This window comes from Plebeiibacterium marinum, from assembly GCF_026013615.1.
GTDB classification, from domain to species: Bacteria; Bacteroidota; Bacteroidia; order Bacteroidales; family Marinilabiliaceae; genus Saccharicrinis; species Saccharicrinis marinus_A.
Genome location: NZ_JAPDPI010000074.1, coordinates 1 through 13,528 on the forward strand (window position 1 = coordinate 1; position 13,528 = coordinate 13,528).

Sequence of the window (13,528 nt, forward strand, 5' to 3'; positions counted from 1 at the left end):
GGCTTCGGGAATTGTTCGGGTAGCGCTCGGGTTTGTTCGGGTGCTGTTCGGGTTGTGTTCGGATAGGGTTCGGTTATGGTATCCGAATATGGGCCCAAACCAGTCCTAAGTGTTCTTATAGCTTTCCCTGAGCTGTTTCAGGGAAGAGGCTAATTGAACTGGCCTATAAACGGCAGTTAAGAGGTATATTGCTACTTCTTTTTCTTTTTATTGGATTTCTTCCCTTTCGTTATAAAATCATCATGATCGCTGATAAGGGTTTTCCAATCGGCATGACTTTCTGCAGAAAAGTCAATGGTATGGTTATAGTCACCTTTTTCAATCTCTAGTCGTTTAATTGGTTTGCCCAGGAATCCTTCTATTTCGGTAAGGATTGGTTTCTCTTCAGCACTACAAAAAGAAACTGCTATGCCCTTTTCTTTTCCTCTACCTGTTCTACCTACCCGGTGTACATAGTTCTCAGAAAGCTCAGGGAGGTCATAATTAACCACGTATTGTACTCCTGGTATATCAATACCCCTAGCGCTGACATCAGTTGCAATTAATACCTTTATTTCGCCCTTTCTAAATAAATCAAGAGTCTTTTTCCTTTCTGCTTGTTCTTTGCCACCATGTATAAACTGAGACGTGATATTGACCCGCTCCATGGCTTTTTGAACCCTTTCGGCCCTAACTTTAGTTCTGACAAATACCAGGATTTTTTGCTCCTGGTTTTCTTTAATCAATCGCTCCAGAAAGAATCTCTTATCATCCATCTCAATATAGGTTACTGAATGGTCAATATTCCGTGCAACAGGATCTTTGGGAGATACCTGGATTCTAATGGCATTGCTGACTAAAGAGTAAGCTAGTTTTTTAATGGTTTCATTGATCGTTGCCGAAAAGAACAACGTTTGGCGTTTCTTTGGCAGGTATTTCATTAAATCCCTGATGTCTTTTATAAAGCCAAGATCAAGCATGTGGTCAGCTTCATCTAAAATAAGGATTTCTGTTCTGTTTAGTTTAATATACCCCCTGCTGGCCAAATCGAACATACGTCCGGGGGTTGCAATTAAAATATCAATTCCCTTTTCCAGTTTAGCTATTTGTGGGCCTTCCTCAACACCGCCAAAAACGCAGAATGACTTTACTGAGGTATGCTTACCTATAGTTTCAAACACCTGGTGTATCTGAATAGCTAATTCTCTTGTTGGAACCATTACCAGGCATTTGATTCCATCAGCCCTTTTTTTTATCTTTTTAGTATGCAAAGTGTGTATTACAGGAATAGCAAAAGCTGCAGTTTTACCAGTTCCTGTTTGGGCTATGGCTAAAACATCTTCACCCTTTAATATTGGGGGGATAGATTTAAATTGTATATCAGTAGGCCTGCGATAATTTAATTTCGCTAAACTTTTCTTTATTTCATTTGATATTGAATAATCTTCAAACTTCATTTTATAGTTATTGATATTTTGAGGGATAAAGATACTTTAAATGATTTTGATAAGAAACATAGATTTATAATTGCACGATGGAAGAATGAAAAAAACTTTACTTTTTTTTATTTAGCTCTTTTTATTGATATTCAAACTTTGTAAATTGAATAGAAATTTTAAAAATATTTAAGATGGAAAAGTGGGCAAGAAATTTTCAATTGATTATAAATAAAAGAGATGCATTGTTAGAGCAACTAAACAAATCTACAGGTAATAATCATTCATTGTTGAATGTAAAGCATCTCTCTGGCAAAGATTTTAAAGGTACTGAAGCAAAAATATTATTTGCCCAGTTACAAAAGGCTATAAAAGATTATAATGATGCCCTGGAATTGCGAGATCAATTAATGTTTGGGCGGTTTTTAGACAGTATTATCCATAACCAAAAACCAACAAAGGAAAGTCAGAATTGGTGTGCCAATCAATATTAGCCTTGTGTGGGCAGGGTTACAGTAAATTTCGTTCCCTTTAAAGGGGAGCTGTTTACAGATATATCACCATTGTTTTTATCTATCATTTCCTTGCATAGGATCAAACCTAATCCGGTTCCTTTTTCATTGTTTGTACCTAATGATGAAATGGCTTTGTTAGATTTGAAAATGTTTTGAATCTGGCAACTATCCATACCTATACCTGTATCGTTTATTTCAATAATACATTTGTTGTCGGTATTAAATGCAGAGAATTTTACAACACCATGTTCCGGAGTAAACTTTATAGCGTTTGATAACAGGTTGCGTAATACAGCTTCTATCATATGATCATCGGCAAATGCAGTTACGCTTTTCTCAATATTATTTTTTATGTTGATGTTTTTTGATTTCCATGCCTCGGATTGTTGGTCGATAACATCATGGATTTTTTGTTTGATATTTACAGAAATTGCTATTGGGGCAAGGTTATTACTCTGAGATTTGCTCCAGTCAATAAGGTTTGACAGCATGTTCAGGGCATTATTGGCTGTTTTATTTATGGCATAGATGTTCTCCAGGATGTCTTCCTTGTCAAGGTTGTTGAAGTCGTGTAATAAATATTCTGTCAGGGAGCTTTGAACACAAAGGGGCGACCTTAAATCGTGGCCTATAATTGAAAAAAGTTTATCTTTTGTGGCAACAAGGTTTTCCAGGCTTTTGTTTTGATCCTGAATAACCTGTTTTTGATGATTTAACTGGTCGCTTAATTGTTGCTCCATAACAAGGTTCTGCATGGCCATTTCTCTTTTTTGTGTTTCTAAGGCCAGCTTTATTTCAATTTCTCTGCGCTCTTTGTTCACGTCATTTTGTCGTTCAACCAAGCGGTTGATCATCTTAGGTATGCTGAACATGAAATAACCCATCAATAAAAAGTATACACTTCTGTAAAATGCACCCTCAGGACCGGCCGAAGCCACTTGGGTAAACAGGTATGGATCAATGTCTGTGTACCTTGCAAAATAAATGATGTTTGAACATAGAACAACATATAGGGTGGTAAATATTACCAAACGCCCATCGTATCTTAATACCGATAACATTATCAGAATAGCATATAAAAACAAAGAGGGTGCTGTGGATACTGCTATGGGCTTGAAAAAATAGGAGTAATTGAAAATATGGGCAGATAGAATGGTTACGTCTATGGTAGATGATACATACCGGATCCATGTTGCATTATCAAATTTTTTGAGCAACAGGTTTATAATGGAATTATAAAAAATATATACTAAGGCAAGACTTAATGAAATCAAGCCCCTTTCGATTTTTCCTGATAAAAAGATATAGGCAATTAGAACTAAAATTGCAGCTATTAATATCCAACGAAAACGTATAACTTCTTGTTCTCCCCAGGCAGAATCTTCTTTAGAAAGAAATGAATGGTATCGCATTTGGTGTTTTATAGAGTTGTAAGTTTTAGAGTCTTCAAAAATAAAAATTTATTTTTTGTAAACAATTGTTGAGCATTAAATAAATAAAGAAATATGGTGATATGAATATATATTAATGAAAAAGATTTATTTTCGCATCGAAATATAACTCACGATATGGGCAATACAGATAAATCTGAAGAAAAGAGGAATAAAGAGGCTAACCTGGAGTTTTATAAAGATGGATACACAATAGCTTCAAGAGAGGTTGTTGATTTTGATAGCTTGACTCCTCTTTTTAAAGGGATGCAGGTGCAGTATACCGTTATGAGCCAGTTGACCCAGACATTTGCCATGCGTGCCCATCAGGAAGGAAAAGCTATCCAGTGTGAAAAGGGATGTAGTTGGTGTTGTTATCAGCCAGTATACATGACTACACAGGAAGCCGTTTTGATATTTGAGTTTCTGCATCAGGCAATGGATGAAGCACAAAGGAAGAAGGTGCTGAATAATGCCGTTTCTAAATATAAAAAGACTAAGGGGTTGACTGAAGAGCAGAAGCAAAGTGTTAAGGCCCCGTGTCCGTTTTTGAACCAGGGAAGTTGTTCTGTTTACCCGGTTCGTCCTATGGCCTGTCGGATTTACCTTTCATCAGATAAGCAAAGCTGTAAAAATAAATATGATGCGCCAGGCGATAGTACTATGATACCAGCTTTATATGATTTTGTATTAAGGGCCGGCAGATATATGAACGAGGGTTTTGTTGGCTTTTTAAAAGGAAAAGGCCGCAAAATGGAAGAGTATACCATTGAGGAGTTTGTGGTTAAACTCTTCAGGGAAAAAGATTTTATTCAAAATTGGATGGTCGAGGATTATTTTGGAGAGTCAGAAGGGAAAGATTCCAAGGTTGAATAAGTGGTTGGCTCCGGTTAGGGCAAATATCAATCCAAGAACAGCATAAATGATGCGGGCTGTAGTAAGACCTACAGCTTTTACCAGCATTTGGGCTTTACGTAGTTTAAAGAAATAATTCCAGTTAAAAATTGCAGCTCCCAGTATTAGGCAGCCAAACAATATAAATATCCAGCTTAAAAAGTTGTTTTGTTCCATACAAAAATAATTACCAGTTTTCCTTATTTATTAATTCTCCTGATTTGGAGTAGTATTTCCACTTGCCACTCTGTTTTCCTTTTTTGAATTCGCCTGTGGTTTTTACCTGGCCATCTCTAAAGTAATACATGGCTTCACCCCAGCGTTGTCCATCTCTGAATTCAATTGATGCTTTTATGTTTCCGTTAGTGTAGAATTCTTTATATGATCCATCAATAACATCATCGTCAAATTCAATTTCTGCTCTGATAACATGTTGGTTATTGTTATAATAAAAAATGGCTGTCCCATCAGCTTGGCCATCATTATAATTAACCACCGATTTTACATTACCTGAATAAAAATAGCTTCTCCATAACCCATCTGGCATTCCATTATCCATATTTCCTTCATGCACCAAAATGCTGTCCTGAACTTTTTCCGGGTGGGGCAGGTAGTAAGAAAGATTTCCTTCAAAGTTATCAAATTCTTTGCCTAAGTCAATTTTAAATTCCAGTTGTTCAAATTCATCTATAATTAAGTTTTCAGCCGATGATAGATCAATATCAATATGGTACTCAGTTTTCGGACTTTCAAAGGTTTGTGCATATAGTTTTGTTTTGAGCAGTTCCTGTTCCGGAGACAACTGAAAACCAACCCATCCAATGTTCTGAATCAACCTTCGGTATGGGCTTAATTCATTCCTTTCGTTTGTATTGGAATAATAATATACCCGGTCGTATAGTCTTGGCATGTTTACATAGGTGGTAAACTGGCATTTATTGTTGAAATTGCCCATAAAAGATTGAAAGTCTTTGTTGCGTGCCAGGGTGTTGCCTACAAGGTAGTTATCAATGCTGTATTCCAATAGGTCTGAAGAATTGCTGAATAATATATAGTCATCAATAATAGTGTAATAGGGTTTGGATCTGTTGTGGAAAAAACCACCCATGAATAGCTTAAAAAAGCCTCTGATATTTAGGTAGTTGATGTTGAAGTTTTTGTATTGTGATTGGTTGAATCTGAACGAGGTGCGATTTTTAATTTTCTGTGCCAATTCGGTAAGTTTTTGGTTGGCGAAATCAATATCGCTTGCTTTTACAACAGCAAGAAAATCATCTTCGTGGGCATTGGGCAGTGGTTTAAACTGTATAAAAGATATTTCTCCTGAAAGCCAGGAAAGAAAGTCTTCTTTCAGGTTGATGCCCATGTATGATTCTGTTAATTTTAGTCCCGCAGTATAAGTTTGGTAGCCAATAGGGTCGATGGAGGAGTATTGGGACAGGAATTTTTTGTAAAAGGAAGAGAAATCTGTTATGTTGAAGTTAATGTAAAGAGAAGCATCTGACGGGATCACGTTTTCGGAACTCCTGGTGTTTGCAGTTGTGTGTTTCAACGGAATAAAGGGGGAGGCAATTGAATCATATAAACTTGTATATCCCTCCATAGTGAAGGATTCTGTTGAGAAGGTGCCTCCTAATGCTGAAAATGCCAGGCTGTTAAGAAATGTTGATGGATTGTCGGAAAAGTACCGGTGAATTAAGTTGTTGTTGGTATAGATATTAAACAGGTCAGAAGTGTAATATGAATTTACATGGTTCTGTTTTGCTTGTATGTGCTCCGGGAGATGGCTTTTTTGCCTGATAGCTTGTTCAAGTAACTGATACGAGGAAGAGCATAATAGCAAATTGTTTACGGATGACAGGTGTAAGGATAGTTTGTATTCTTTGAGATAGATAGAATATAGGGTAAGAGAGTTAATTACACTTTTTTTTGCAGGAATTTTAAGCATTGAGGTTAGTTTGGGAATTATGTTGAGCTTCCCAAATTTTTTTATGTCAGAGACTATTAAATATTCAAGATCCCGGGTGTTGTTTGTGTGTAATGAAAATGTAAGTCTTTGATTTTTTAGGATGGGCTTGAGCCATTTATTTTTTTCAATTGTTTCGTCGTAGGAAAGAAGTGCTTCTTTAAATTCTTTCAAAACTTCGCTTTCGATGATTGATTTCCAGTAGTTTGTTTGTGTAATATCAACCATGGTTTCCGACAGGTTGTCTGTTTCCAGGATAAGCATGGCATCTTGGGGAACAACCGAAATTGGAGCTTGTTGGTTTTTATTGCCCAATTGCAAATACACAATACTTCCAATGATTACAATAATAATTGCCAAAAGCAGGTAGCCGAAGAACTTGAAAAATTGCTTCATCTGATCGTTATAATAAATAATGTTTTTCGTTTCGAATATTGAATTTATTTACTAAAAAACCTAATGCATACAGGAGTTTCCACTTCTGTTTTACTTATAATTGATTCAATTTTTCCGGTATTACTATTTCTTTCGTATACAGTGATGTTATTGGCATTTTTGTTGGCAACCAAAATATAATGTCCATCCGGCGATAGGGTAAAGTTTCTGGGCCAGTTTATCCCGTTGGTAAAAATTTCTACCAATTGAAGGTTTCCTTCTGTTACTTTATACACTACAATGCTATTTAATCCCCTGTTTGATGCATATATAAAACGATTGTCAGGAGAGAAATGTATGTCCGCTGCCTTGGCAAAGCCTGCAAATGTGTCGGGCAGCATTGTGGCGGTACATATTTCCTTTTTAAAGCGTCCCAGACTGTCTTTTTTGTAGGTAGTTACTGTACAGTTTAATTCATTTACAACGGCCATGATTTCTTTTGAAGGGGAAAAATCGATGTGCCTTGGGCCTGCCCCGGGTTCTGAAGCAATGGAATCTACAGTCTGAAGTTTATCACTGTTGATTTTGTATATCATTATTTTATCAGCGCCCAGATCTGTTGCGTAGGCAAATTTGTTGTCAGGGGATACCCTAATGGCATGTGCATGTGGGGCTTCTTGCCTGCTTTCGTCTGGTCCGCTTCCATGGTGTTGCTTTGAATCCTTAAAACGGACTTTGTTGTTGTAGTCATCAAACAAACAAACATTTCCAGATCCATAATTTGCTGTCAAAATCTTTTTTTGCTTCTCGTTGTATTCAATAAAACAAGGTCCGCTACCCAATGCCCTTGTTTGGGATTGAAATGAGAGTTCGCCTGACTGGGGGGTAACAGAGTATGAGGTGATACTTTTTATTGTACTGGAGTCTATGGGATTTAGAGTTGTTCCAATGCAATATAGTTTATTGTTAATAGTATCGGGATGTAAAAACATCGCTTCTGCAAGGTCGCCAGAGTAGGCGATATTTGAGATGTTGCCTGTTTCTGTGTTAAAATGAGCACTTGCAACCCCTTTCCCTGGCGTAGGAGATGCGGATCCGATATAAACCAACAGGTTGGAGTTTTCCTTGCTTTGTATTTTAGTTGTGCAAGAGTAGATTATTACAGAAACAGCAATGAAAATAAGTTTTTTAAAATGCAGCATTGGTAGAGTAATTAATTCATGTCGAAAAACAGGGTAAATATATAGATAAATTTGTTACATATATAAAATACCTTTAGATCTTTTATATGTGCGTTATCGAACGGTAGTTGTTGCTCTTCCGTACAGAAATGGGGATTTGTATTGGAGTGTGAGTGTTGTGTAATGTACAGTGCTGGAATAACATAGGAGTTTTGGCGCAGGGATTGATAATAGTTTGTCGTCAAAGAAATTGAAAATGTAAAACTAAAAAATAAGTGTCATGAAAAATTTAGGCAGTAATAGAAAAGAAAGTTTTGTTTTTGTATTAGTTACTTTTATGTTGGTATTAACCATGAACTCATTTGCAAACGGTTTTGAATTAATGGAACCAAAATCTGTTTCTATAGTATCTCCATCAAATTTTGATTTTTTGGTAAATTACGATGTTAATGAATATGTTGAGAGCGAGTTGAAAGTGGAAGAGTGGATGTTTGATGTAGCTGCTTTTGTTGGGGAAAATGAAGAGGAACTGGGTATGGAAGGTTGGATGACTGATGTAAATGCTTTTTTACCTTTTGAAGAATGTGATTTGGTTCTTGAAAGTTGGATGATGGATGTTGAGTCGTTTTTTAGCAATGACAACCAGCCTTTGGCTCTAAAATAGTTCCCATTATAAATTAAAAATATGTAGTAAACATGGTGACCAACAGTAAATGTTGAAGCAGTGATTCTTATGAAGTTGAATCACTGCTTTTTTTTATAATTGGTTTAATTTTTTTCCTTTGTGTGCACCAAATAAAAAGTTTTTGGGACTGCCGATAATCTGTTCTCCATATATTCCTGTATGTCCTGAAAATAAATAGGCCGTAGCACATGCTATTCCAATGAAAACCCCCGCCTCAGCACCAAACAACTCAATACCCATTAAGGTACATGCAATCGGTGTGTTGGTAGCTCCCGCAAATACAGCAACAAAGCCCATTCCTGCCAGTAAAGCAACCGGAAGGGGTATAAACAATGATAAGGCACTTCCTAAGGTGGCTCCTGTAAAAAACAACGGGGTAACCTCCCCGCCTTTAAATCCGGCTCCCAGTGTAAAGGATGTGAAAAGTATTTTTAGTGCAAAATCAGTAAAGGGAAGTTCTTGTTCAAAGGCTTCCACAATAACGGGGACTCCCAATCCAATCCAGCGGGTGGTTCCTATAACCCATATTGCCGCAGCAAGTACGATACCACCAATAACCGGTCGGAGGGGTGGGTATTTGATTGTTTTTTTGAAGAAATTACCCCAAAAGTGAGTGGCGTTTGAAAACAGCATACCCCCAATTCCAAAGCAAATGCCCGCTAAAATTGCCCATAACAATTCAGGAGCCCATAAATCCGGAACCGTAGCTATGGCATAGTGTGTATGGTGGATGGGCCATAAGTGAGCTGCTTCGTTTGCAAAAACAGCGGCTAAAAAGCTGGGGATTATGGCATCATATCGCATTCTGCCTACTACAAAAACTTCCAGGGCAAAAATGGCCCCGGCTAGCGGGGTACCAAAAATTGATGCAAAACCCGCACTTACTCCTGTAACCAATAAAATTTTGCGGTCTTCCGGTTTGAGTTTAAAAATTTTTGTAAACTGGTCGGCAATGGCTCCTCCCATCTGGATGGCTGTTCCTTCTCGCCCTGCTGATCCTCCAAATAGATGGGTTACTACTGTGCTTAAAAGAACGAGGGGCGCCATTTTTAATGGGATGATTTTCTTGGGGCTATGAAATTCTTCAAGTATTTGATTGTTACCTTTTACCACGTTTTGACCAAAGTAATGGTAAGTTAGTCCAATAACCAGCCCGCCAAGGGGTAGCATGGATATTATCCAGAAATTAGCTTCCCTCAGGTTGGTGGCCCATTCTAGTGAGATTAAAAATATGGCTGAAGCAGAACCTGATAGCAGTCCCACAATTGCACATAGTAAAATCCATTTGCCAAGATATAGTATGGAAGGGATAAAGCCCTGAGGGATATTTTGTTTTAACTTTTTTTGTAAGCTCATCTTTATTCATAAAAGGCCTCAACGCCCGGGTAGTTGTATTTTTCTTTTGCTATATCCTGGGGAAAGATGAAATAGGTGACAGTGCCGGTAGCACAAACTTTTCCTTCGTGGTTTTCTATGGAAGTAGTAATGGTGGCTAATCTTCTGTTTATATTTTCTACTTTGCCTCTTACCGTAATTTCTTTATCTGTAATTTCCAGCGGATTTTTATATTTTATATCCAGGTTGGCAGTTACGCCGGCAGTTTCACATTTTGCATAAATAGTCCAGCTTGCTATCTCGTCGAGGATTAAGGCTTGTATTCCTCCATGCAGGATATTTGAATAGCCTTCCATGTGTTTTTTAGGGATCCATTTGCAAATAACTTCTTCACCGGCATCCCAAAACTCCAGTTGCAGACCGTGTTCGTTTAAGGGAGAGCAACCAAAACATTTGTAATCGTGCTTTTTGCTTTCAACAAAAGGGTTGACAATTTTTCTCATTTTAAAATGTTTTTCAATACAGGCATCTGCATACATCAGAATTAAGAAATGTAATGGTGTGTGAGATGTCGTTTAATTTGGCCTCAAAAATACTACTTTCATTAAAAAAGAAAAAGCTGATGTGTATTTACATGCACATCAGCTTATATCTAATTGTCTTATGTTTTATAAAGGGACTACTGCTGGCTTCCCGGAACAGCACCTCTCATTCCCACTACATCGCGGTCAAACATATATAAGTTTTGCCCGTTTAGTAATTTTAATTTGTCAATAATGCCCGAAACAGAAGCTTCTTCTTCAATTTGCTCGGTAACAAACCATTGAATCCAGTTGTGGGTTGTAAAATCTTTTTCTTCCAAACACACACCTACAATTTCATTGATGCTTTCAGTAACAAATTGCTCATGCTCTAAAGTTTTCTCAAAAACTTCCTGAACGTTTGCAAAATCAAAAGGAGGCTGCTCAATCGCAGGGATAATAGCCTTGCCACCCCTTTCATTTACATATTTCATAAACTTCAGCATATGTATCTTTTCTTCTTCAGCCTGCGCATACATCCATTCCGAAACTCCACCAAAACCATTGGTTTCAGCCCATGAAGCCATTGCAAGATAAAGGTTTGAAGAGTATGCTTCCCTTTCAATCTGTCTTACTAAAATTTCTTCTACAGCTTTTTTTAACATGATATATTATTTTAAATTATTTTCTAAAAACTCAAATTTAAAACATTTCAGTCAAAATTGTTATGCCCGGGCGCTGTATGTGGCTATTTAGAATCCTTCTTGTTAATGAAAGTGGGTGGTTTTTGGGTTGCGTATCTCTTTGTAAAATAGGGAAATATAAGTGGGTAATTGTCAAAATAAGTTTATATCTTATAGGGAGGTTAAAACTGTATACCCATGATTAAGAAAATTCTTGTTGCCAACCGTGGTGAAATTGCGGTTAGAATCATGCGCTCGTGCCGTGAGATGGGCGTTTTGTCAGTTGCTGTATTTTCCGAAGCAGATAGAACATCAATGCATGTGCGTTATGCTGATGAAGCTTATTTTATAGGGCCTTCTCCCTCCCATGAAAGTTATCTGAATATGGATAAGATTATAGAAGTTGCCAGGAAATCAAAATCGGATGCCATTCATCCAGGGTATGGTTTCCTGTCTGAAAATGCCTTGTTTGCAGAAAAGGTGGAAAAGTCAGGGATTATTTTTATCGGGCCTTCTGCTGATGCCATTAAATCAATGGGGGATAAGGTGACTGCACGAAAACTGATGGAATCATCCGGAGTGCCGGTTGTGCCTGGGACCAAAAAGAGGTTGGAAAGCATAGCAGAGCTGCATGAGGTTGCCTTACAAATAGGATATCCCATAATGATAAAAGCTTCTGCCGGAGGAGGAGGGAAAGGGATGCGCCTGGTTAAAAACCATGACGAATTAGAGTCATCTTACAAGATGGCCAAATCCGAAGCCAAATCATCATTCGGTGACGATACCGTTTATATCGAAAAATATATAGAGTCACCCCACCATATAGAATTTCAGGTGCTGGCTGACCAGTATGGGAATACCATTCACCTTTTTGAACGGGAGTGTTCGGTTCAGCGCCGTCATCAAAAGGTGGTAGAAGAAACGCCATCCCCGTTAATGACTACGCGATTGCGCAAGAAAATGGGGCAATATGCTGTAAAGGCTGCCCAATCGGTTTGTTATGTTGGCGCCGGAACCGTTGAGTTTTTGGTAGATGAAAAGCATAATTTTTATTTTTTGGAGATGAATACCCGGTTGCAGGTTGAGCACCCTATTACCGAGCGGGTGACAGGGATAGATTTGGTGAAAGAGCAGATTAAAGTTGCTGCCGGAGAAAAGTTATCTTATAAGCAAGAGGATGTTAAGATGCATGGGCATTCTATAGAATGCCGCATATATGCCGAAGATCCTCAAAATAATTTTATGCCCAATCCTGGATTGATACGGCATATAACAGAGCCACTCGGTTTGGGGGTGCGCACGGATGGATATGTTTATGAGGGTTATGAGATTCCCATTTATTATGATCCAATGATTTCGAAATTGATTATATGGGCTAAATCCCGCCAGGAATCCATACAAAGGATGAAAAGGGCATTGTATGAATATAAGATTACCGGGGTGAAAACCTCTATCCCGTTTTTGGAGAAAATTATGGATACCCCCGATTTTGTGAATGGGACTTATAATACCCATTTTATTGAGAAAAATACTGATTATTTGCAATTGGATGAACCTTGCCAGCTTGATTGTCAGGATATAGCCATGTTTGTTACCTATGTGGATTTTTTAAAAAAGCAGGCTTCGCAGGTAAGAGATAATGTTACCAATAAGCCATCACCATGGAAGGAGTTTGGTAAAAAACGGAATCTGTTACGATTATAAACTTATTAGTTATGCCATTAGAGTTAAAGATTAAAGACAGGGTTGCCAAAATTGAAGTGCTTGAACAAAACGGCCAGCAATATAGGGTTGTTATTGGAGGTAAAGAGTATGATTTGGATGTGGTTCAGGTTGAGGCCTCGGTTTATTCGGTTTTGTACCAGGGGCAATCCATAAACCTGGAATTGATTGAAGGTAAAACGCCCAATCTATACAAGATAAACACGCGTACTGATCATTTTGAGGTTGAGGTCGTCGATCCGGTTTCGCGATATAAGCAAAGCAAAACATCCGGAAACGAGAAGCGGGAACAGTTAATTGAAGCGCCTATGCCCGGACGTATAGTAAAAATTATGGTAAAAGAGGGTGATGAGATCAGGGAAGGTGAGACTGCTATAATTGTTTCGGCAATGAAAATGGAAAGCGAATATAAAGCTCAGGTTTCGGGTTTGGTAAAAAAGGTGTTTGTAAAAGAAGGTGATACCGTAGAGGGAGGCGCAGCCTTAATTGAAATTAAACCTGTTGCAAACGATAATTGAATCATTACTGACCGAGGAAAAATATAAGAGTATGCGTATTGTTAATATTAAAAAAAAGGTTATGTAATAATGAGCGATATGTTAGGGTATCTAAACCGCCTTCATGTAAAAGCGTTAAAAAAATCAGTAAACGAAGCGTTAAGAAAGAAAAGTTGTTTGAACGCAGTGAGTTCTTTTCTTTTAGCGAAGAGCAGTGATTTTTAGCTTTTTCATGTCAGCGGCGGCTTTCTTTGTTTACTTTCTTCAGCTGAAGGAAGAAAGTAAAAGCCCGTCGGCTTGAGACAAAAG

Annotated in this window: 13 protein-coding genes; 5 read left to right on the plus strand and 8 right to left on the minus strand. The window is 37.8% G+C overall.

The features are described from left to right. Nucleotides 1-191: 191 nt before the first annotated feature. Nucleotides 192-1,436: a DEAD/DEAH box helicase gene (locus tag OM074_RS20225; RefSeq protein ID WP_301202472.1), complete on the minus strand. Its 1,245-nt coding sequence runs from the start codon at nucleotides 1,434-1,436 to the stop codon at nucleotides 192-194. A gap of 173 nt (nucleotides 1,437-1,609) precedes the next feature. On the opposite strand from OM074_RS20225, the gene OM074_RS20230 reads away from it, so the two are divergent. Then, complete coding sequence (locus OM074_RS20230) at nucleotides 1,610-1,909, plus strand: hypothetical protein (protein ID WP_301202473.1); 300 nt, start codon at nucleotides 1,610-1,612, stop codon at nucleotides 1,907-1,909. Here OM074_RS20230 and OM074_RS20235 read toward each other — a convergent pair. Continuing rightward, entirely contained in the window at nucleotides 1,906-3,342 is a 1,437-nt protein-coding gene (locus OM074_RS20235; protein WP_301202474.1) for a sensor histidine kinase, read from the minus strand. The two genes, OM074_RS20230 and OM074_RS20235, sit on opposite strands and share 4 nt — an antisense overlap. 156 nt (nucleotides 3,343-3,498) lie before the next feature. Here OM074_RS20235 and OM074_RS20240 point away from each other — a divergent pair, with 156 nt between their 5' ends. Beyond that, nucleotides 3,499-4,236, plus strand: a complete 738-nt coding sequence (locus OM074_RS20240) for a YkgJ family cysteine cluster protein (RefSeq protein ID WP_301202475.1) — start codon at nucleotides 3,499-3,501, stop codon at nucleotides 4,234-4,236. Here the strand turns inward: OM074_RS20240 and OM074_RS20245 are convergent. The 3 genes from OM074_RS20245 to OM074_RS20255 are packed head-to-tail and all read right to left on the minus strand — an operon-like array spanning nucleotide 4,207 to nucleotide 7,797. Beyond that, nucleotides 4,207-4,431 carry an Imm17 family immunity protein gene (locus OM074_RS20245; RefSeq protein WP_301202476.1) on the minus strand — a complete coding sequence of 75 codons (225 nt, stop codon included), beginning with the start codon at nucleotides 4,429-4,431 and terminating at the stop codon, nucleotides 4,207-4,209. The two genes, OM074_RS20240 and OM074_RS20245, sit on opposite strands and share 30 nt — an antisense overlap. A 10-nt stretch (nucleotides 4,432-4,441) precedes the next feature. Beyond that, a complete protein-coding gene (locus OM074_RS20250) occupies nucleotides 4,442-6,616 on the minus strand; it encodes a DUF3352 domain-containing protein (RefSeq protein WP_301202477.1) in 2,175 nt (724 codons plus the stop codon). Nucleotides 6,617-6,660: 44 nt separating this feature from the next. Further along, nucleotides 6,661-7,797 carry a lactonase family protein gene (locus OM074_RS20255; RefSeq protein ID WP_301202478.1) on the minus strand — a complete coding sequence of 379 codons (1,137 nt, stop codon included), beginning with the start codon at nucleotides 7,795-7,797 and terminating at the stop codon, nucleotides 6,661-6,663. Nucleotides 7,798-8,056: 259 nt separating this feature from the next. Here OM074_RS20255 and OM074_RS20260 point away from each other — a divergent pair, with 259 nt between their 5' ends. Further along, nucleotides 8,057-8,440: a hypothetical protein gene (locus OM074_RS20260; RefSeq protein WP_301202479.1), complete on the plus strand. Its 384-nt coding sequence runs from the start codon at nucleotides 8,057-8,059 to the stop codon at nucleotides 8,438-8,440. A 93-nt stretch (nucleotides 8,441-8,533) separates the two neighbouring features. On the opposite strand, the gene OM074_RS20265 is transcribed toward OM074_RS20260, so the two are convergent. From OM074_RS20265 to OM074_RS20275, 3 genes are all read right to left on the minus strand, one after another. Next, nucleotides 8,534-9,817, minus strand: coding sequence for a voltage-gated chloride channel family protein (locus tag OM074_RS20265; RefSeq protein ID WP_301202480.1), 1,284 nt, complete (start codon nucleotides 9,815-9,817; stop codon nucleotides 8,534-8,536). Nucleotides 9,818-9,819: 2 nt separating this feature from the next. After that, complete coding sequence (locus OM074_RS20270) at nucleotides 9,820-10,299, minus strand: PaaI family thioesterase (protein ID WP_301202481.1); 480 nt, start codon at nucleotides 10,297-10,299, stop codon at nucleotides 9,820-9,822. 176 nt (nucleotides 10,300-10,475) lie between these two features. Then, nucleotides 10,476-10,982, minus strand: coding sequence for a ferritin (locus OM074_RS20275; protein WP_301202483.1), 507 nt, complete (start codon nucleotides 10,980-10,982; stop codon nucleotides 10,476-10,478). 216 nt (nucleotides 10,983-11,198) lie between these two features. Here OM074_RS20275 and accC point away from each other — a divergent pair, with 216 nt between their 5' ends. Next, entirely contained in the window at nucleotides 11,199-12,704 is a 1,506-nt protein-coding gene (gene accC, locus OM074_RS20280) for an acetyl-CoA carboxylase biotin carboxylase subunit (RefSeq protein WP_301202484.1), read from the plus strand. Nucleotides 12,705-12,715: 11 nt separating this feature from the next. Continuing rightward, nucleotides 12,716-13,240, plus strand: a complete 525-nt coding sequence (locus OM074_RS20285) for a biotin/lipoyl-containing protein (RefSeq protein ID WP_301202486.1) — start codon at nucleotides 12,716-12,718, stop codon at nucleotides 13,238-13,240. Nucleotides 13,241-13,528 lie beyond the last annotated feature (288 nt).

Bases quoted from the DNA above. Each gene is read 5' to 3' on its own strand.
- OM074_RS20225 (WP_301202472.1), bottom strand. From the start codon at position 1,436: ATGAAGTTTGAAGATTATTCAATATCAAATGAAATAAAGAAAAGTTTA.
- OM074_RS20230 (WP_301202473.1), top strand. From the start codon at position 1,610: ATGGAAAAGTGGGCAAGAAATTTTCAATTGATTATAAATAAAAGAGAT.
- OM074_RS20235 (WP_301202474.1), bottom strand. From the start codon at position 3,342: ATGCGATACCATTCATTTCTTTCTAAAGAAGATTCTGCCTGGGGAGAA.
- OM074_RS20240 (WP_301202475.1), top strand. From the start codon at position 3,499: ATGGGCAATACAGATAAATCTGAAGAAAAGAGGAATAAAGAGGCTAAC.
- OM074_RS20245 (WP_301202476.1), bottom strand. From the start codon at position 4,431: ATGGAACAAAACAACTTTTTAAGCTGGATATTTATATTGTTTGGCTGC.
- OM074_RS20250 (WP_301202477.1), bottom strand. From the start codon at position 6,616: ATGAAGCAATTTTTCAAGTTCTTCGGCTACCTGCTTTTGGCAATTATT.
- OM074_RS20255 (WP_301202478.1), bottom strand. From the start codon at position 7,797: ATGCTGCATTTTAAAAAACTTATTTTCATTGCTGTTTCTGTAATAATC.
- OM074_RS20260 (WP_301202479.1), top strand. From the start codon at position 8,057: ATGAAAAATTTAGGCAGTAATAGAAAAGAAAGTTTTGTTTTTGTATTA.
- OM074_RS20265 (WP_301202480.1), bottom strand. From the start codon at position 9,817: ATGAGCTTACAAAAAAAGTTAAAACAAAATATCCCTCAGGGCTTTATC.
- OM074_RS20270 (WP_301202481.1), bottom strand. From the start codon at position 10,299: ATGAGAAAAATTGTCAACCCTTTTGTTGAAAGCAAAAAGCACGATTAC.
- OM074_RS20275 (WP_301202483.1), bottom strand. From the start codon at position 10,982: ATGTTAAAAAAAGCTGTAGAAGAAATTTTAGTAAGACAGATTGAAAGG.
- accC (WP_301202484.1), top strand. From the start codon at position 11,199: ATGATTAAGAAAATTCTTGTTGCCAACCGTGGTGAAATTGCGGTTAGA.
- OM074_RS20285 (WP_301202486.1), top strand. From the start codon at position 12,716: ATGCCATTAGAGTTAAAGATTAAAGACAGGGTTGCCAAAATTGAAGTG.